Below are 18,263 nucleotides of genomic sequence, written 5' to 3'. Positions count from 1 at the left end.
GCGCCGTTGCGGGGTCGGATAATACGGACTTCCTACCCCGCTGTCTAGTGCCTTTTAAAAGAAAATTATCGTTTGCTCATGCTTTGTTCGTTTTGACGGTTATTCAGCCGTATTATTGACTTGCCCCTGTCTTCCGAGGCCAAACACCTTATAAATCAGGGTGACGGCGGCCAGGAAAATAATGCCGACAAACAGCGACATCCGGGTTTCATCATTCAGACCCATCCCTACCAGCACACAGATCAGGAAGGCCATGGTGAAATAGTTGGCCCACGGAAACAGCAGCGAACGGAACGGATGGCTGGCGATTGCCGCCCGATGCACGCGACGGAAACGCAGCTGGCTGATCAGGATCACAAACCATGGCACCATCCCTGGCAACACGCTGGCGCTGTAGACATAGACAAACACCCGCTGCGGATTAGGAATGATGTAATTCAGGCAGGAGCCCACCAGCAGGATCAGAATCGACATCGCCACGCCGACGGCCGGAACGCCGTTGCGCGATACCTTACCGATCGCCGCCGGCAGTTGGCGGTTCTTCGCCAGGGCGTACAGCATACGTCCACAGCTGTACATTCCGCTGTTGCAGCCGGAAAGCGCCGCCGTCAGCACCACGAAGTTGATAATTCCCGCCGCCGCGGTAATCCCGATTTTGGCAAACGTCAGTACGAACGGGCTGCCGTTGGAGCCAATTTGATCCCACGGGAAGATAGTGACAATAACGAAAATCGCGCCCACGTAGAAAATCAGGATCCGCCACAGCACTTTGCCCACCGCGCTGCGCAGCGTCACCTGCGGATTTTTCGCTTCACCCGCGGTAATACCGATAAGCTCTACGCCCTGATAGGATGCGACCACGATACACAGCGCCGTCAGGAAGCCCTTCCAGCCGCCGGCGAAGAAACCGCCATGTTCGGTGAGATTACCAAAACCAATGGAGTGCCCGCCGTTGCCAAAGCCGAAGAAAATGACGCCCAGCCCGACGACGATCATCACGATAATGGTGGTCACTTTAATCATGGCGAACCAGAACTCGATTTCACCGTAAAGCCGGACCGCCGCCAGGTTCGCCAGCGCCACCAGCCCCACGGCAATTAACGCCGGGATCCACTGCGCCACCTCCGGGAACCAGAACTGCACATAGACCCCGATGGCGGTAATCTCCGAGATCCCCACCGCCATCCACATAAACCAGTAGGACCACGCGGTCAGGTAGCCGAAGAAGGGGCTCATATAGCGATGCGCATACACCGCGAAGGAGCCAGTGACAGGCTCAAGGAACAGCATTTCGCCCATTGAGCGCATAATGAAAAAGACGAACAGGCCAGCGATAATGTACGCCAGCAGCACGGAAGGCCCGGCCCATTTCAACGTACTGGCCGCCCCCATAAACAACCCCACGCCAATCGTCCCGCCAAGGGCGATCAGTTCAATATGCCGGGCCTCCAGTCCACGCTGGAGTTCCGCTTTTTTCTCAGTCATATATCCTCTTGTGTTTGCCGTATTCCGGGTACTCCCGGTTATTGTTATTAACTGAAACCATAGCCTTGCCGACGCGCAGGTCTCCCCCGCGCGTATGAAGCCTGCGAATGGTTAATTAATTTTGCGGAAATGGCAAATAAAGTATCAGGCGAGTGAAGAGATTACACAGAATATGTATGCAAACTCGCCTGGTTGCAGTGGAATATCAGAGCTTGCCGGTATAATGCCAACGTAAATAGCGCAGCAGACGGAACTGTCTCTTGATGCGGCTCGGCTGCAAAAGCAGGCGATAGAACCACTCCAGCCCCAGATCCTGCCAGAACTTCGGCGCCCGATGGACGTGCCCAGTGAAGACATCGTAAGTGCCGCCGACGCCCATATACAGCGCGTGCGGATACAGGCGCCGGCAGTCGCGCATGAAGATCTCCTGGCGCGGCGACCCCATCGCGACGGTGACGATTTTCGCCCCGCTGTCGCGAATGCGTTCGAACAATGCCTGGCGCTGCTCAGGGGTAAAATAACCGTCCTGGCTGCCGACGATGTTCACCTGCCAGCGCTGACGCAGCCTGGACTCCGTTTGCGTCAGGACCTCAGGTTTACCACCAACCAAAAACACCGGTGTCCCTTCAGCGCCAGCGCGCTGCATTAACGCTTCCCAGAGATCGGCCCCGGCGACGCGGGATACCTGGGCCTGCGGGTATTTTTTGCGCAGCGAACGCACCACGCTGATGCCATCCGCATATTTAAACTCTGCCGCCTCAATCAGCGCCCGTACCTCCGGGTTATCTTCTACGGCCAGCATTTTCTCAGCATTAATGGCCACCAGCGTCCCCTCCCGGAGCGCGCCGTCGGCATACAAATAATCCAGAGCGTGCTGCATATCGCGCCAGCCTATGAGCTGCAGCCCTCTTAACAGGTACAACGGCGCGGAAATGGTCCCAGTCATGTCTATCCTTCTCAGACTTGCGGTTGCGAAAGCGGTTTTACGCGCTTATGAATCAGTCCCACGCTATCCAGGAACCAGTACAGCAATTTCGCCGCCAGCAAGCAGATACCAAAGATCACGAGGAAAAACACCACGCGGGAGCCGAACGAATCCAGACCCTCGCGCGCCAGCACTATCATGTTGAAGATAGCGCCGAAACAGAAACTGTGCAGGATAGCCGCTTTGTAACGATTGCTCTCCCGGTTGCCCAGCTCATACAGCCAGTCGAACCATTTAATAATCAACCCTACCGCCACAGCGCCCAGCGGCACAAACCAGACGCCGCCCATCACCACCAGCGAGCCAATCAGCGTCGGCGAAATCGCCAGCCCCGAATGGTTGTTTAACACCTCCCAGGTGAAGTAGTTGGCGGTATTGAGCACCATCGTCGGACGACCGTGCCACATCCAGCTGGGGATGAAGACGTAGAAATCGCGGATCATCGGCGCCAGCCCCTGGAAATCGATCTTGTCGTAGTTCTGCAGCAGCAGCGCCAGGTTTTCCCACGGTGAGAAGGTGTCGCGCGTGAGATACAGGAAGGTATAAAACGCTTCATCGCCGCTGACGTTCATCCCGTAGCGCTTCAGCGCCAGCCAGAACATGCCGACAATACCCAGCACGCCCGCCGCCGCCAGCATCCACAGGCTGATCCAGCCGCGAATAATACCGATGAACAGAAAGATGGCGAAGGCGATGATGATATTGGCGCGGGTCCCGCCGACGATGGCGTAGGTCAGCAAACCAAAGGCCACGGTGCTGACGAGGAAGAAGATCCACGCCTTATAATCCTGGCGCAGAAAATAGACCACCAGCATCGCCGGAATAAAGAAGTAAAAGAAGCGCTTCAACGCCACGCCGGACACTTCAGCAGAAAAAATCTGGCTGTAGGAGTTGAGCTTAAACAGCAGAAAGCCGTTGTGAGCGAAGAAGATGCCGACGCACAGCAGCGCCAGCCCCATCAGTATGCCCCACGCCAGATGGGTTTCCACCCGGTTCATGGTAAACAGCGGGCGATGCGCAACCTCGCGCGAGGCCGGGCGCAACCGCGTTTTATAGGTCACGTAGTAGATCGCGTAGAAGCATACCGCGATCAGCAGCGTCTGCAGCAAAATCTCCGGCGGCGCTACGCTGACGTCAAAGCGGAACACCAGAATACTGGTCAGCGGGAAGCCGAAGAAAAAGGTCAGCAGAAACAACAACGAGAAAAAGACGTTGAAGTTGAAGCGTACCCGGCGGAACTCAAACCAGGTGGCGGTGGCGATAAACAGGGTCGACAGCAGCCAGACCACCAGCAGCCCGCTAAATTGCATTAACGTCATGCCTGCCCCTCCGCCGCTAACCGTAGCGCCCGCTGCCAGCCCGTCAGATAGTTCGGCCGGAAGAAGGCGATAGTAGATTTATCCACGCTCGCCAGCTGACGCTGCGCTTCACGCACCACGCTGACGTCCAGCGCGTCGCTGGTGAACAGCACCGGCACATGCTGCTCGGTCATATCCTGCCAGAACGGGTTTTCCCGATTGAGCACGCAGGGAATACCCGCCTGAATCAGCAGGCACAGGGTGCCGATCCCCTGCTGGCGGGCAAACAGAAAATAGCCCAGATCGCAGCGGCGCAGCAGCGCCAGATAATCATTAAATTCAAGCTTCTCGCTGAGGATCTGCAGATGCGCATGGCTAAACAGCGCCGCCCCCGCCTCGCGCACCTCGTTGATATAGGCGTCGTTATTCGCCGGATAACCCATCGGCACGATGACATTCACCGTATCGCCAAACTGCTGATGGATAGCCTTCAGCGCGGCAATATGTTCATTGCTGCGATCCCCGGAGTTGCCGACCAGAATAGTCAGGGTATCACCGCGCGGGGCGTTATCGGCCAGGGTATTCAGCGCCGGATCCATTCGGGTCGGGAAGTAGAGCAGCTCGCCCGGCACACGCGGATGGCGGTTAGCGAACCAGCTGAGATCGCCGCGGGTGGCGAAAACGCGCCCTACTCGCCCCTGCGCCATGCGGCGTAGCGGATAGAACAGGCGAAACTTCAGGCTGGCAGAGTTTTCATACAGATCTGCCCCCCAGATATGCCAGTTAAACTGTGACGGGCGGATGCCGCCGCTCAACAGCGCCAGCCACAGCCCGGTATTAAACTGGCCGTGGAAGAAAAAGCGCTGCTGGCGGTTGGCTTTCGCGGTGGCAATCACTGCCTGCGCCAGCGCTTTCTTTCCTGGATAGCAGGTGATGTCCAGTGCCGGATATCCATCACGCACGCTGGCCTCATCATCGACGACCAAAAACTTCCGGGCCTTCGGGTCGGCGGCCAGTTCGTCGTTAAAGAACCGCAGTACGGTCTGGTTATGGTGCGGGATATCCGATCCCAGTACATGTATCAGTGCTGTCATGCCCGTTTACGCCAGAGTAAAAACACGCCACTACAGAGGGCGAAATAAACAATATACGTGGCCATATACGCCTGCGCCGCGCCAATTGCGCCGTGCGCCGGAATAAGCCAGTGTGAGAATGCGGTCAGCAGCGTGAACTGGCTGATTTCCGTCAGAATATAAAAACGTAGCGACGCTTTGGCGATCACCAGATAGCCGTAGACATAGGCGCCGACTTTTAAGACGTCGCCCACCAGCTGCCAGGCGAACAGGTCACGCATCGCGGTAAAGCGATCGGAAAACAGCAGCCAGATGGCAAAATCGCGCAGTAGCCAGACCGTCAGGCTTGCCGCCGCCACCGCCGGCAGAACGAATTTCAGCGATTTGGCAATCTCGCGGGTGATATCCGTTTTGGCGCTCAGCCGCGACAGCGTCGGCAGCAGATAGACGCTAAACGAGGCGGTAATAAACTGCAGGTAAGCATCGGAAATGCTGCTCACCCCCTGCCAAATCCCGACCGCCTCCCAGCCGTAATGCGCCGCCAGCAGATTACGCATCATCACATAGGCCACCGGCAGCGTCACCGAGGTTATGAGCGCCATCAGGGTAAATTTCGATAGCTGTCCCGCCAGACTGTTATCCCAGCGCGGGCGCAGGGCGCTCAGCGGTATATTACCCCGCCGCCAGAGCATGATGCCCGCCGGGATCACCACCAGCGCCGGCACTAACGCCAACCCCAACAGCGCCCCCTGGTAACCCCCGAAGTAGTAACAGGCATAATAGGCCGCGACGCCAATCAGGCTCCCGGCAATCAGCGAGAAAGCGTTACCCGCCGCATCGCGAAAGCCTTTCATCAGCGCCAGCAGGAAGTTCGCCCAGGCGATCCCCATCTGCACCAGCGCCACCAGGCGTACCAGCCCCTGATAGTGCGTATGGCCGAACAGCCCCTGGCTTATCGGCGCCGCCGCCAGTAAAAACACCAGCGCCAGCAGCGTGGAAAAGCCTAGCACCATAGCCGACGAGGTACCCACCACCTGTTTCAGACGTGGGGGATCGTCGTGATGCTGAGCCACCAGCTTCGTGACGCCGTTAAATATCCCGGCACCCGCCAGCACGCCGAGCACGGTGACCAGCTGCCGGAAGTTACCGGCCTGGCCAACGCCCGCCGGCCCAAACGAGACGGCCAGCAGCTTGACGACCAGCAGACCGGCGCCGATTTTGACCAGCGTCGATGCCGCCGTCCACAGTGAGGCTTTTGCTAACGACATATCAGGAGAAATAGCTCAGCAGCGAGTTAATCACCGTCCGCTGGTTCACCAGAGAGAGATTGTAAAACAGCGGCAGGCGCACCAGGCGCTCGCTCTCCTGGGTGGTGTAGCGGTCTTCACCGTGGAACTCGCCGAAGTGTTCTCCGGCCGGGCAGCTGTGCAACGGAATATAATGGAATACCGCGAGGATCTCCGCCTCTTTCAGCCAGGCGATCAGCCTGCTGCGATCCTCGATATCACGCAGCTTAATGTAGAACATGTGCGCATTTTGCCCACAGTCGGCCGGAACCGTCGGCAGTTCGATACGCCCCGCACGCGCCAGCGGCAGCAGCGCATCGTGATAGTTCTGCCACAGCGCCAGGCGCTGCTGGTTGATCCGCTCCGCCGCTTCCAGCTGCGCCCACAGATAGGCGGCCTGCAGGTCGGACATCAGATAGCTGGAGCCAATATCGCGCCAGGTATATTTATCCACCAGACCGCGAAAGAACTGGCTGCGGTTGGTACCTTTTTCACGAATGATCTCCGCGCGTTCCACCAGTGTGCGATCGTTGATAAGCGTCGCCCCGCCCTCACCGCCGGCGGTGTAGTTTTTGGTTTCATGGAAGCTGAAGCAGCCGATATGGCCGATGGTGCCCAGCGCACGCCCCTTATAGGTAGACATCACCCCCTGCGCGGCGTCTTCCACCACAAACAGGTTGTATTTGTCGGCAATGGCCATGATGGTGTCCATCTCGCAGGCTACGCCGGCATAGTGCACCGGGACAATCGCCCGGGTTTTATCGGTGATGGCGGCTTCGATAAGCGTTTCATCGATATTCATCGTATCGCGGCGGATATCAACGAAGACGATTTTCGCCCCACGCAGCACAAAGGCGTTGGCGGTAGAGACAAAGGTATAGCTGGGCATAATCACTTCGTCGCCCGGCTGGATATCCAGCAGCAGCGCGGCCATCTCCAGCGAAGCCGTGCAGGAAGGCGTCAGCAGCGCTTTTGCCGTGCCAAATCGCTGCTCCATCCACTGCTGGCAGCGGCGCGTAAAACCGCCGTCGCCGCACAGCTTGCCGCTGTTCATCGCAGACTGCATGTAATCAAGCTCGGTTCCAACCACCGGCGGCGCGTTAAATGGGATCATGGGGTCACCTGTATAGCCAGTAGGCGGTGCTTTCCACGTTAGCACCGCTGAGAATATAACGTTTAAGCGCGGCGGTGTTGCCCATCTGGGTCGCCACCCGCAGTGTAGAAAGTCCGCGCGAGGCAGCCCAGTGCTGCGCCGCCTGCATCAGTTGCGCCCCGGCGCCGCGCCCGGCCAGCAGGCCGATACGCGCCTCGGTCGCGTTGAGCTGGCGCAGAGAGACAAAGGCGCGAATATCGCCCTCAGGATGGCGGTAAATCAGGCACTGATGATCGAAGGTGCCGCGCACCGCATTTTCAATCCACTGGGCATAGAAGCGGCCGCTGGCATCGGCGGCGTACCAGGGCGCGCGAAAGCGGCTCATGGCAAAGGCCTGTGCCGCCAGCTCGCGCAGCGGCGCAATATCCGCTTCCACGGCGACGTCGGCGCCCGCATCAGCAGGGTTGCCCACCGGTAGCGCCAGATCAACTTCGCCTTCCACCAGCTGAAAACCCAGCTGCTGTAGCGCGTCCAGCCGGACGGTGTCGCTGGCGGCCACCTTCGCCTGCACCCGCGACCACCCCGCCAGCGCCTCAGGCGTCAGCCGCGGCGCACGTTCATCAAAGTGAACGATGGCGCTGTTAACGGCAAAGAAGCGGTTCTCCCACTCCAGGGGATCAATACTGGCGCGGACGGGCACGGAGCAGATCCAGCAGGTATTGGCCGTAGCCGGTTTTTTCCAGCCGCTTCGCGGCGCGTTTGACGCCATCATCGTCCAGCCAGCCGTTACGCCAGCCGATCTCTTCCAGACAGGCGATTTTAAAGCCCTGGCGCTTCTCGACGGTCTGCACGAACATGCTGGCCTCGATCAGGCTATCGTGCGTGCCGGTGTCCAGCCAGGCAAAACCGCGCCCGAGGAGCTCGACGGTCAATGCGCCATCCTCAAGGTACATCTGGTTGATGGAGGTGATTTCCAGCTCGCCGCGCTCGGACGGCTTGACCCGTTTGGCATACTCCGTCACCTTGCCATCGTAGAAATAGAGACCGGTGACCGCCCAGTTCGACTTCGGCTGCTTCGGCTTCTCTTCCAGTGACAGCGCGCGGAAGTTGTCATCAAACTCCACCACGCCAAAGCGCTCAGGATCCATCACCTGATAGCCAAAAATCGTCGCCCCTTCCGTGCGAGCAGCCACGCTGCGCAGCTTCGGGCTAAAGCTCTGGCCGAAGAAAATATTGTCGCCTAGCACCAGACATGCCGGTTCGCCGTTAAGAAAGGCTTCGCCGATGATAAACGCCTGGGCTAAACCATCCGGCGTCGGCTGTACGGCATAGTGCAGCGCAATGCCAAACTCTGAGCCATCGCCGAGCAGGCGCTGGAAATCACGTAGGTCGTCCGGCGTGGTGATGATCAGGATCTCACGTATCCCGGCCAGCATTAATACCGACAGCGGGTAGTAGATCATCGGCTTGTCGTAGATCGGCAACAACTGCTTCGATACGCCGCGGGTGATGGGATGCAGTCGCGTTCCGGAACCGCCCGCCAGAATAATACCTTTCATCATTCCCCCCAGAGATGATTAGCCTTGCAGCCCAAGACGCTCGCCCTGATAGCTTCCATCCTGAACCTGGCGCCACCAGCTCTCGTTCGCCAGATACCACGCCACGGTCTTACGCATACCGGAAGTAAAGGTCTCTGCCGGCGTCCAGCCCAGCTCGCGGGCAATCTTCGAGGCATCAATGGCATAGCGCAGATCGTGGCCCGGACGATCGGCTACGAAGGTGATCAGATCGTGATAGTGCGCCACGCTTTGCGGTTTATGCGGCGCCAGCTCTTCCAGCAGCTGACAAATGGTTTCCACCACCTCGATATTTTTACGTTCGTTATGACCGCCGATATTGTAAGTTTCGCCCGGTTCGCCGCGGGTCGCCACCAGATACAGCGCTCTGGCGTGATCTTCCACGTACAGCCAGTCGCGGATCTGCTGCCCATTGCCATACACCGGCAGCGGCTTGCCCGCCAGCGCATTGAGGATCGTCAGCGGGATCAGCTTCTCGGGGAAGTGATACGGGCCGTAGTTATTGGAGCAATTGGTGATAAGCGTCGGCAGGCCATAGGTCCGCAGCCAGGCGCGCACCAGGTGGTCGCTGCTGGCTTTCGAGGCCGAATAGGGGCTGCTTGGCGCATAGGGCGTGGTCTCGGTAAAGAAATCCTCGCTGCCGTGCAGATCGCCATACACTTCGTCGGTCGAGATATGGTGAAAACGGAACGCCGATTTTTTCTCCGTGGCCAGGGTATTCCACCAGCTGCGGGCCGCCTCCAGTAGCGTATAGGTGCCTACGATATTGGTTTCGATAAACGCCGCCGGGCCGTCAATCGAACGATCGACGTGGCTTTCCGCCGCCAGGTGCATCACCGTATCGGGTTGATGCTGACGGAAAATACGGTCCAGCTCGCCGCGGTCGCAGATATCCACCTGTTCAAAGGCGAAACGCGCATCCTGCGCCACTGGCGCCAGCGACATTAAATTGCCGGCATAGGTCAGTTTATCCACCACCACTACGCGATCGGCGGTGTGCTGGATAATCTCCCGCACCACCGCCGAACCAATAAAGCCCGCGCCGCCGGTGACCAGAATGGTTCTCACCGCCACACTCCTTTGGTGTCGATGATATACGCCTGGGTGACGCTATCGCCGCTAACGGCTTTGAATTCATTATGATCGACCAGCATCACCAGCACATCGGCGCTGGCCAGCGCCGCATCGAGGGTCGCCAGCGTACACAGTCCATCGAGTTTCTTCGGCAGCGCGTGAATGTTGGGCTCAACCACCTGCGTCGTGCCGCTGTGCCAGCGGGCAATCTGCGCGGCAATTTCCATCGCCGGGCTTTCGCGCAGGTCGTCAATATTCGGTTTAAAAGCGAGGCCAAAACAGGCGATCGTCAGTTCGCTGGCCCGTTTGTTGGTGGCATTCAGGCAGTCCGCGACCTGCGCTTTCACCTGTTCGATAACCCATTCCGGCTTATGGTCGTTGACCTCGCGAGCGGTGCGGATCAGACGCGCCTGCTGCGGGTTTTGCGCCACGATAAACCACGGGTCGACGGCGATGCAGTGGCCGCCGACGCCCGGGCCCGGCTGCAGGATATTGACGCGCGGATGGCGGTTTGCCAGGCGGATCAGCTCCCAGACGTTAATGCCCTGGTCGGCGCAAATCAGCGACAGTTCGTTGGCAAAGGCGATGTTGACGTCGCGGAAGCTGTTTTCCGTCAGCTTACACATCTCGGCGGTGCGCGAGTTGGTCACCACGCATTCGCCTTCGAGGAAGATTTTATACAGCTCGCTGGCGCGCGCCGAGCAGACCGGCGACATGCCGCCGATAACGCGATCGTTTTTAATCAGCTCGACCATCACCTGACCGGGCAATACCCGCTCCGGGCAGTAGGCGATATTCACGTCAGCGGCGTCGCCCGCCTGCTGAGGGAAGCTGAGATCCGGGCGCATCTCCGCCAACCAGCCGGCCATCTGCTCAGTCGAACCCACCGGCGAGGTGGACTCCAGGATCACCAGTGACCCTTTCTTTAACGTCGGCGCAATGGATTTAGCGGCCGACTCGACAAACACCATATCCGGCTCGTGGCGATCTTTAAACGGCGTCGGCACGGCAATCAGGTAGGCATCCGCCTCCACCGGGGTGGTGGTGGCGCTTAAATAACCCTGTTCGACCGCGGTCTTCACCACGCTCGCCAGATCCGGCTCCACGATATGAATCTCTCCACGGTTAATGGTCTCCACGGCATGTTGATTAACATCAACGCCGACCACCCGCTTCTGCCGGGAGGCGAACGCGGCAGCGGTTGGCAGCCCGATATAGCCAAGGCCAATCACTGAAATGGTAGAAAAACTCATAACGTTACCTGATTATTTTTAAGTGCAGACAAAATTCGACGACATGCTTCACCATCGCCATAGGGATTATGCGCGCGGCTCATCGCCTGGTATGCGGCATCATCCTGCAGCAGTCGCGTGACTTCCGCCACGATGCGCTGGCTGTCGGTGCCGACCAGGCACACGGTGCCAGCGGCCACCGCTTCCGGACGTTCGGTCATATCGCGCATGACCAGTACCGGTTTCCCGAGAGAAGGGGCCTCTTCCTGAATGCCGCCGGAATCGGTCAGGATCAGCCAGGCCCGATCCATCAGCCAGACGAACGGCAGGTAGTCCTGCGGTTCAATCAACATCACATTGTCAATATGACCGAGAATACGATTCACCGGCTCGCTGACGTTAGGATTCAGGTGAACCGGATAGACAATCTGCACCTCAGGGTGGGTATGGGCTATCTCCGCCAGCGCCTGGCAGATCTGTTCAAAGCCGAGCCCAAAGCTTTCCCGCCGGTGGCCGGTAACCAGAATCATCTTTTTACCGTGGCTAATGAAAGGATAGCGCTGCAGCAGGGTCTCCCGTAGCGCTTCATCACCCAGAACCCGATCCCGCACCCAGAACAGGGCGTCAATGACCGTATTCCCGGTGACCGTGATGCGACTGTCGGCAATATTTTCCCGTAGCAGGTTCTGCCGCGAGGTTTCCGTGGGGGCGAAATGGTATGTCGCCAGATGGCCGGTCAACGTACGGTTGCCTTCTTCCGGCCACGGCGAACTTAAATCGCCAGTGCGCAGGCCGGCCTCTACGTGGCCCACCGGTATCCGCTGATAAAACGCCGCCAGGCTCGCCGCCATGGTGGTCGTGGTATCGCCATGCACCAGCACCACGTCGGGTTTAAACGACTCCAGAACCGGCTTCAGCCCCTCAAGGATGCGACAGGTGATCTCGGTCAGCCCCTGCCCCGGCTTCATGATGTTGAGATCGTAGTCCGGGACAATAGAGAAAAGTTTCAACACCTGATCGAGCATCTCCCGATGCTGCGCGGTCACGCATACTTTCGCCTCAAAATGAGGATCCTTTGCCAGCGCATGGACCAGAGGCGCCATCTTGATGGCTTCCGGCCTCGTGCCAAATACAGTTAGTACTTTCACATCGATTCTCTTCGATTAGGCGATGAAGGTCATCTGCCCTTCACCACAGGCCGCAATCACAGGACACGACGACGTGATAACGCCACGCCTGCGCCGATGAGCGCACCCACAATCCCCCACATCACCATCAGAAATACACGGCGCGGGCTATCGCGTTTTACAGGTTCTTCCGGCGTCCGCAAATACCGGTAAGTCTGAAAACGCGGATCTAACGTTGGACCGACGTTCAACGTGCTCAGCATGGCGCGGTTCTGGTCGTAATCGAGGTCATATTCCGGCCCGACGGCCTGCAGGTTTTCCAGCCTGGCCTGCAGCATCGGCCTGCCCAATAAAAATAGCTCTGAATCCGGCAACTGATCGGCAGGAACATCCGTTTCGCTGCGTGAAATATTGTGCTGCTGGGCCACCTTCAGCGCCTGCTCCACGCTGTGCGTCCGACGGTTGAAGATGGCCTCGGCCACCTCTTCCTGGCGCTTCACCTGCGCTTTCATTTGCACGGTCCGCGCCGCCCAGGCGCCTTTGAGTTCGTCATTAAGATGGCCTGCCGCCCGCTGGCTGGCGAAAGCCACATACTGGCGCAACAGATTATTGGCATCCTGCCCGGTCTCGGCGGTCAGTTTGACGCTGTCGTTAATGCTCTTGGCCGCATCGCCTGGCATAAACTGGATATTGTTAATCAGGTCATCCAGCATCGCCGCATCCGCGCGGGCATTACCCGACTGACGCTGCTTGTAGTAGTCCGTTTGTAGCCAGAAATCGCGCCGGGTATCCCAGGAGGCCAGCTGCATGATGAACTCTTTATACGCTTCATCCATGGCGGAAGGCTGATCGACCGAGGCAAGGTCGGCTTTAATGTCCAGATTGCGTAAGAACTGCTGCTGGGAATAGTACCCCCCCAACATATTGACAGTAGGCCGATCGGTGATCGCCGTGGCGCTCCACTCCTGGCGAGCAAAAAAGGTATATACCAGCACGATGGCGGCGAAGAGTACGGCGCCGCCGACTATCCAGCCTTTTCCTGCCCATAAAGCGCGAAACAGCCCGCGAATATCCAGCTCGTTCTCAACGTTCACTGCTTGTGCTCCCGGTAATGGTTGAGTCATCACATCCCCAGCTTTACTTGGTTAGTTTCGGATTATTGCCGCTGTGTCGCCGAATTCTGCGTCTGATGCGCTTAACCAGGCGCGCCACTTTCCAGGCGCGCTTAATACAGTAGCCATAAAGGAAGAAGGCTACCAAAAAGAGAATTAACATCACCCATTCCGGCACAATGCGGGTGTATTCCGCCGCGACGCCAACCAGCGCCAGCAGGGCGGCGGCCAGGGTAATCAGGACGAACGCCTGACGGGAAGTAAAGCCGGCGCGCATGATCAAATGATGAATATGCTGACGGTCCGGAGAGAAAGGACTCATGCCTTTGCGCAGGCGGCGATACATAATCGCCACCATGTCCATCAACGGGATAGCGATAATCCACAGCGCGGTCACCGGGCTAATGGGATGTGTTTTACCTTGCGTGGTTTCCAGCAGGATCCAGATAATGGTGAAGCCAATCATCGTGCTGCCGGCGTCACCCATAAAGACTTTATAGCGGCGGCCGAGGGCGCCAAGATTGAGAAGAATATAGGGCAGAATGGCGGCGATCATCGCGAAACACCACATCGCCAGGCTGTACTGACCATCAAACCAGAGGATGATCCCAGTCGCCGCAAAGGAGACCGATGACAGACCGCCGAGCAGGCCGTCGATCCCGTCGACCATGTTAAACGCATTGATGGCAGCCCACACGGCAAACAGCGTCAGGAAGAAGCCGAAAGGCCCCAGCACCAGCTCCCACGAGCCAAAAATAAAGCCGAGACTACTCAGATGCAGATTCCCTGCCATCATCATAATCACGGCGATCGCAGCCTGTATGACTGCGCGAATTTTCACGCTGATATCGAAGCGATCGTCAAGCGCGCCAACCAGCACCAATACCCCCGCGCAGGCCAGATACAGCGAGGCGTGAGGAATATAATAATCGGCGATGGCGAAAGTAAAACAGATGCCTGCATAAACTGAGATACCACCGACCAACGGAATCAACCCCTGATGCCGTTTGCGATAGTTTGGTTTATCCACCAACCCGATCTTTTTTGCCACTTTCCGCGCGACAAAAATAAAGAGGGTCGTGAATAAGAAAATACTGATTAATTCAGTAATAGCAGTGAGTAAATTCACAACGCATGTGCTCTCAGCATAGTTAATCCGGGAAGTATAGCGATGATGCCCCAACTCCAGAAGGGGAAAAGCAGAACATTACAAATTTATTGTATAGATTTTAGTCTGTTAAAGCTGTCTCCGCCTGCTATCCGGCGCCATTATACGACAACTTTCGTCCCGCTTTCTCTGTCTCTGGATCATACAAACCCAAAAATGAAAACGCCACGCAAAGGCGTGGCGTTTTTGGCTTTTTTTACCTTACGAGCGCTTCATCATATCGAAGAAGTCATCATTCGTCTTGGTCATCGCCAGCTTGTTAATGAGGAATTCCATTGCATCGATCTCACCCATCGGATGAATAATTTTGCGCAGGATCCACATTTTCTGCAGCTCTTCCTGAGTGGTGAGCAGTTCTTCTTTACGGGTACCGGAACGGTTGTAATCGATAGCCGGGAAGACGCGTTTTTCGGCAATCTTACGAGAGAGGTGCAGCTCCATGTTACCGGTGCCTTTAAACTCTTCGTAGATCACTTCGTCCATTTTGGAGCCGGTGTCAATCAGCGCCGTGGCGATGATGGTCAGGCTGCCGCCCTCTTCGACGTTACGTGCCGCACCGAAGAAACGCTTCGGACGGTGCAGGGCGTTGGCGTCCACACCACCGGTCAGGACTTTACCAGAAGCCGGTACCACGGTGTTGTAGGCTCGCGCCAGACGAGTAATGGAGTCGAGCAGGATGATAACGTCTTTCTTGTGTTCAACCAGACGTTTTGCTTTCTCGATAACCATCTCGGCAACCTGCACGTGGCGGGATGCCGGCTCGTCAAAGGTGGAAGCAACCACTTCACCTTTCACCAGACGCTGCATCTCGGTCACTTCTTCCGGACGTTCGTCGATCAGCAGCACCATCAGCACGCAGTCCGGGTGGTTGTAAGCGATGCTCTGCGCGATGTTCTGCAGCAGCATCGTTTTACCGGCTTTCGGCGGCGCGACAATCAGACCACGCTGGCCGCGGCCAATCGGGGAGGCCAGATCCAGTACGCGAGCGGTTAAGTCTTCGGTAGAACCGTTACCACGTTCCATACGCAGGCGAGAATTCGCGTGCAGCGGCGTTAAGTTCTCGAAGAGGATCTTGTTACGCGCGTTTTCCGGCTTGTCGTAGTTAACTTCGTTAACTTTCAACAGTGCAAAGTAACGCTCACCCTCTTTCGGAGGACGAATCTTACCGGAAATGGTGTCACCAGTGCGAAGGTTGAAACGGCGGATTTGGCTGGGGGATACGTAGATGTCGTCAGGGCCGGCGAGGTAGGAGCTGTCTGCGGAGCGGAGGAATCCAAATCCATCCTGCAGTATCTCCAGTACGCCGTCGCCAAAGATATCTTCGCCACTCTTCGAATGCTGCTTGAGGATGGCAAAAATAATATCCTGCTTACGCATACGAGCCAGGTTTTCCAGCCCCATATTTTCGCCGAGAGTAATCAGCTCAGAAACCGGCGTATTCTTTAATTCGGTAAGATTCATAGTGGTGTGGGTTCTTAAACTCGGGGTAAATCTCGAACTTAATGTTGTGAATGGTATGGCAGGAACATCCATGCCTGTTAGCGGCTTCATCTCGTGTCTGTACGTTGCCTGGTCACAGGAAAGAACGCAGAACTGAAACGACAAGACGGAATGAGTGATAAGCCCGGAATTATTAGCCTCACGCGCATCGTCTGCGGGACGCTTTGGGTAAAACAAGATTCAAACAATAGGTATGTTTAAAACGAAGTCTGTGGATTAACTTAGCACGACTCCTGCCGGGCGTCCAGAGTTCCGCAAAAAATAGGAATCTGGACGCCGGACCAGCAATTCGCTTACGCCAGGTTGGCGTCGAGGAACTCTTTCAGCTGACCCTTGGACAGTGCGCCAACTTTAGTGGCCGCCACTTCGCCGTTTTTGAACAGCAGCAGGGTTGGGATACCGCGAATGCCGTATTTCGGCGCGGTGCCCGGGTTCTGGTCGATGTTCAGCTTAGCTACGGTCAGTTTGCCCTGATACTCTTCAGCGATCTCATCCAGAATCGGGGCGATCATTTTGCACGGACCACACCACTCTGCCCAGAAATCGACGAGGGTCAGCCCGTCAGCCTTGAGTACGTCCGTGTCAAAACTGTCGTCAGTCAGGTGAATAATTTTATCGCTCATATTTAACTCCACAGGAATAAGCCTGGTGTGTTGGTGTCGTAGCCATCAACGACGTGCTGCGGCTACGTTATGCACGCTATTCTTCAGGATACCTCAATTCTCTGGGCTGCCAACTGGCGCAATCCATCATGGACTCGCCTGTTGACGCCAGGGTGCCCGAACGCGAACTGCATGCTGCAGATTTATCGCTCCCGACTCGCTTAGTAGTCTAAGCTATCCTGGATTCGTTCAGTTACCGTAGACGTACCTTGAATAATTTCGTACACCGCCAACGAAAGGTTGACGTTATTTCACCGGATACGCTTTCTTAATGCAATAGTTAGCTGATATTCTACCACACTATGAGCAAAACACATTTAACAGAACAGAAGTTTTCCGACTTCGCCCTGCACCCGGCAGTCATTGAAGCCCTTGAAAAGAAAGGGTTTCATAATTGCACACCCATTCAGGCCCTCGCCCTTCCGCTGACGCTGGAAGGCCGCGATGTCGCCGGGCAGGCGCAAACCGGTACCGGTAAAACGATGGCGTTCCTGACGTCAACGTTTCATTATCTTCTCTCTCACCCGGCTATCGCCGATCGCCAGGTTAACCAACCGCGCGCGCTAATTATGGCACCAACGCGTGAACTGGCGGTACAGATCCACGCGGATGCTGAACCGCTGGCGCAGGCCACCGGTCTGAAGCTGGGTCTGGCTTACGGCGGCGACGGCTACGACAAGCAGCTGAAAGTGCTGGAAAGCGGTGTCGATATTCTGATCGGTACCACTGGTCGTCTGATCGATTACGCGAAACAGAACCACATTAACCTCGGCGCCATTCAGGTCGTCGTACTGGACGAAGCCGATCGCATGTACGATCTCGGCTTTATTAAAGATATCCGCTGGCTGTTCCGCCGCATGCCGCCGGCGACGCAGCGCCTGAACATGCTGTTCTCCGCGACTCTTTCTTATCGCGTTCGCGAACTGGCGTTCGAGCAGATGAACAACGCCGAATATGTCGAAGTGGAACCGGAACAGAAAACGGGCCACCGTATTAAAGAAGAGCTGTTCTACCCTTCCAACGAAGAAAAAATGCGCCTGCTGCAGACGCTGCTGGAAGAAGAGTGGCCCGATCGCGCCATCATCTTCGCCAACACCAAGCACCGTTGTGAAGATATCTGGGGTCATCTCGCCGCTGACGGCCATCGTGTAGGTCTGCTGACCGGCGACGTGGCGCAGAAAAAGCGTCTGCGTATTCTCGACGAATTTACTCGTGGCGATCTCGATATTCTGGTCGCAACTGACGTTGCTGCGCGCGGCTTACATATTCCGGCCGTGACCCACGTCTTTAACTACGATCTGCCGGACGACTGCGAAGATTACGTTCACCGCATCGGCCGCACCGGCCGCGCTGGCGCCAGCGGCAACTCTATCAGCCTCGCCTGCGAAGAGTACGCGCTGAACCTGCCGGCAATCGAAACCTATATTGGTCACTCGATCCCGGTCAGTAAGTACAACCCGGACGCGCTGATGACCGACCTGCCTAAGCCGCTGCGTCTGACCCGTGCGCGCCCAGGCAACGGCCCGCGCCGCAACGGTCCACCGCGCAATCGTCGTCGTTCAGGTTAAGAAATCTATGCCATACGCTCAAT

Annotated in this window: 17 protein-coding genes; 1 reads left to right on the top strand and 16 read right to left on the bottom strand. The window is 57.1% G+C overall.

What is annotated here, in order from left to right; all coding sequences use genetic code 11:
- Positions 1 to 99 precede the first annotated feature (99 nt).
- From thrP to trxA, 16 genes are all read right to left on the bottom strand, one after another.
- On the bottom strand, positions 100 to 1,485 hold the full coding sequence (gene thrP / locus A1WC_RS24675) for a bifunctional threonine/serine APC transporter ThrP (protein WP_016160068.1): 1,386 nt from the start codon (positions 1,483 to 1,485) through the stop codon (positions 100 to 102).
- A 205-nt stretch (positions 1,486 to 1,690) separates the two neighbouring features.
- A complete protein-coding gene (gene wecG, locus A1WC_RS24680) occupies positions 1,691 to 2,431 on the bottom strand; it encodes a lipopolysaccharide N-acetylmannosaminouronosyltransferase (RefSeq protein WP_012969197.1) in 741 nt (246 codons plus the stop codon).
- An 11-nt stretch (positions 2,432 to 2,442) separates the two neighbouring features.
- The gene (gene wzyE, locus A1WC_RS24685) at positions 2,443 to 3,789 is read right to left on the bottom strand and encodes an ECA oligosaccharide polymerase (RefSeq protein ID WP_004886822.1); all 1,347 of its coding nucleotides are present in this window, start codon (positions 3,787 to 3,789) and stop codon (positions 2,443 to 2,445) included.
- Positions 3,786 to 4,862: a TDP-N-acetylfucosamine:lipid II N-acetylfucosaminyltransferase gene (locus A1WC_RS24690; protein ID WP_016160067.1), complete on the bottom strand. Its 1,077-nt coding sequence runs from the start codon at positions 4,860 to 4,862 to the stop codon at positions 3,786 to 3,788. The genes wzyE and A1WC_RS24690 overlap by 4 nt, the downstream gene beginning before the upstream one ends.
- On the bottom strand, positions 4,859 to 6,109 hold the full coding sequence (gene wzxE, locus A1WC_RS24695) for a lipid III flippase WzxE (protein WP_008807961.1): 1,251 nt from the start codon (positions 6,107 to 6,109) through the stop codon (positions 4,859 to 4,861). Before wzxE ends, A1WC_RS24690 begins: the two co-directional genes overlap by 4 nt.
- 1 nt (position 6,110) lies before the next feature.
- On the bottom strand, positions 6,111 to 7,241 hold the full coding sequence (rffA, locus tag A1WC_RS24700) for a dTDP-4-amino-4,6-dideoxygalactose transaminase (protein WP_012543244.1): 1,131 nt from the start codon (positions 7,239 to 7,241) through the stop codon (positions 6,111 to 6,113).
- A 4-nt stretch (positions 7,242 to 7,245) separates the two neighbouring features.
- Positions 7,246 to 7,920: a dTDP-4-amino-4,6-dideoxy-D-galactose acyltransferase gene (gene rffC, locus A1WC_RS24705; RefSeq protein WP_008807963.1), complete on the bottom strand. Its 675-nt coding sequence runs from the start codon at positions 7,918 to 7,920 to the stop codon at positions 7,246 to 7,248.
- Entirely contained in the window at positions 7,898 to 8,779 is an 882-nt protein-coding gene (gene rfbA / locus A1WC_RS24710; protein ID WP_002883307.1) for a glucose-1-phosphate thymidylyltransferase RfbA, read from the bottom strand. Before rfbA ends, rffC begins: the two co-directional genes overlap by 23 nt.
- 18 nt (positions 8,780 to 8,797) lie before the next feature.
- The gene (rffG, locus tag A1WC_RS24715) at positions 8,798 to 9,865 is read right to left on the bottom strand and encodes a dTDP-glucose 4,6-dehydratase (RefSeq protein WP_016160066.1); all 1,068 of its coding nucleotides are present in this window, start codon (positions 9,863 to 9,865) and stop codon (positions 8,798 to 8,800) included.
- Positions 9,862 to 11,124 (bottom strand): UDP-N-acetyl-D-mannosamine dehydrogenase, encoded by a 1,263-nt coding sequence (gene wecC, locus A1WC_RS24720; RefSeq protein ID WP_008807965.1) that lies wholly within the window; start codon positions 11,122 to 11,124, stop codon positions 9,862 to 9,864. The genes rffG and wecC overlap by 4 nt, the downstream gene beginning before the upstream one ends.
- Positions 11,121 to 12,251, bottom strand: coding sequence for a non-hydrolyzing UDP-N-acetylglucosamine 2-epimerase (gene wecB, locus A1WC_RS24725; protein WP_008807966.1), 1,131 nt, complete (start codon positions 12,249 to 12,251; stop codon positions 11,121 to 11,123). Before wecB ends, wecC begins: the two co-directional genes overlap by 4 nt.
- A 56-nt stretch (positions 12,252 to 12,307) precedes the next feature.
- Positions 12,308 to 13,354, bottom strand: a complete 1,047-nt coding sequence (gene wzzE, locus A1WC_RS24730) for an ECA polysaccharide chain length modulation protein (protein WP_002883296.1) — start codon at positions 13,352 to 13,354, stop codon at positions 12,308 to 12,310.
- 13 nt (positions 13,355 to 13,367) lie between these two features.
- Positions 13,368 to 14,471 (bottom strand): UDP-N-acetylglucosamine--undecaprenyl-phosphate N-acetylglucosaminephosphotransferase, encoded by a 1,104-nt coding sequence (wecA, locus tag A1WC_RS24735; RefSeq protein WP_004886849.1) that lies wholly within the window; start codon positions 14,469 to 14,471, stop codon positions 13,368 to 13,370.
- A 240-nt stretch (positions 14,472 to 14,711) separates the two neighbouring features.
- A complete protein-coding gene (gene rho / locus A1WC_RS24740) occupies positions 14,712 to 15,971 on the bottom strand; it encodes a transcription termination factor Rho (protein WP_002883293.1) in 1,260 nt (419 codons plus the stop codon).
- An 86-nt stretch (positions 15,972 to 16,057) separates the two neighbouring features.
- Positions 16,058 to 16,159 (bottom strand): rho operon leader peptide, encoded by a 102-nt coding sequence (locus A1WC_RS28470; RefSeq protein WP_049245627.1) that lies wholly within the window; start codon positions 16,157 to 16,159, stop codon positions 16,058 to 16,060.
- Between the two features lie 144 nt (positions 16,160 to 16,303).
- On the bottom strand, positions 16,304 to 16,633 hold the full coding sequence (gene trxA / locus A1WC_RS24745; RefSeq protein ID WP_002883224.1) for a thioredoxin TrxA: 330 nt from the start codon (positions 16,631 to 16,633) through the stop codon (positions 16,304 to 16,306).
- 341 nt (positions 16,634 to 16,974) lie between these two features.
- On the opposite strand from trxA, the gene rhlB reads away from it, so the two are divergent.
- Positions 16,975 to 18,240, top strand: a complete 1,266-nt coding sequence (gene rhlB / locus A1WC_RS24750; RefSeq protein ID WP_008807968.1) for an ATP-dependent RNA helicase RhlB — start codon at positions 16,975 to 16,977, stop codon at positions 18,238 to 18,240.
- Positions 18,241 to 18,263: the final 23 nt, after the last annotated feature.

The sequence above is a fragment of the Klebsiella sp. KTE92 genome (assembly GCF_000398905.1).
Classification (GTDB): domain Bacteria; phylum Pseudomonadota; class Gammaproteobacteria; order Enterobacterales; family Enterobacteriaceae; genus Klebsiella; species Klebsiella variicola.
This window is presented reverse-complemented; position numbering and strand designations above follow the sequence as displayed.

Coding starts and splice junctions, on each gene's coding strand:
- thrP (WP_016160068.1), bottom strand. CDS start 1,485: ATGACTGAGAAAAAAGCGGAACTCCAGCGTGGACTGGAGGCCCGGCAT.
- wecG (WP_012969197.1), bottom strand. CDS start 2,431: ATGACTGGGACCATTTCCGCGCCGTTGTACCTGTTAAGAGGGCTGCAG.
- wzyE (WP_004886822.1), bottom strand. CDS start 3,789: ATGACGTTAATGCAATTTAGCGGGCTGCTGGTGGTCTGGCTGCTGTCG.
- A1WC_RS24690 (WP_016160067.1), bottom strand. CDS start 4,862: ATGACAGCACTGATACATGTACTGGGATCGGATATCCCGCACCATAAC.
- wzxE (WP_008807961.1), bottom strand. CDS start 6,109: ATGTCGTTAGCAAAAGCCTCACTGTGGACGGCGGCATCGACGCTGGTC.
- rffA (WP_012543244.1), bottom strand. CDS start 7,241: ATGATCCCATTTAACGCGCCGCCGGTGGTTGGAACCGAGCTTGATTAC.
- rfbA (WP_002883307.1), bottom strand. CDS start 8,779: ATGAAAGGTATTATTCTGGCGGGCGGTTCCGGAACGCGACTGCATCCC.
- wecC (WP_008807965.1), bottom strand. CDS start 11,124: ATGAGTTTTTCTACCATTTCAGTGATTGGCCTTGGCTATATCGGGCTG.
- wzzE (WP_002883296.1), bottom strand. CDS start 13,354: ATGACTCAACCATTACCGGGAGCACAAGCAGTGAACGTTGAGAACGAG.
- rho (WP_002883293.1), bottom strand. CDS start 15,971: ATGAATCTTACCGAATTAAAGAATACGCCGGTTTCTGAGCTGATTACT.
- A1WC_RS28470 (WP_049245627.1), bottom strand. CDS start 16,159: ATGCGCGTGAGGCTAATAATTCCGGGCTTATCACTCATTCCGTCTTGT.
- trxA (WP_002883224.1), bottom strand. CDS start 16,633: ATGAGCGATAAAATTATTCACCTGACTGACGACAGTTTTGACACGGAC.
- rhlB (WP_008807968.1), top strand. CDS start 16,975: ATGAGCAAAACACATTTAACAGAACAGAAGTTTTCCGACTTCGCCCTG.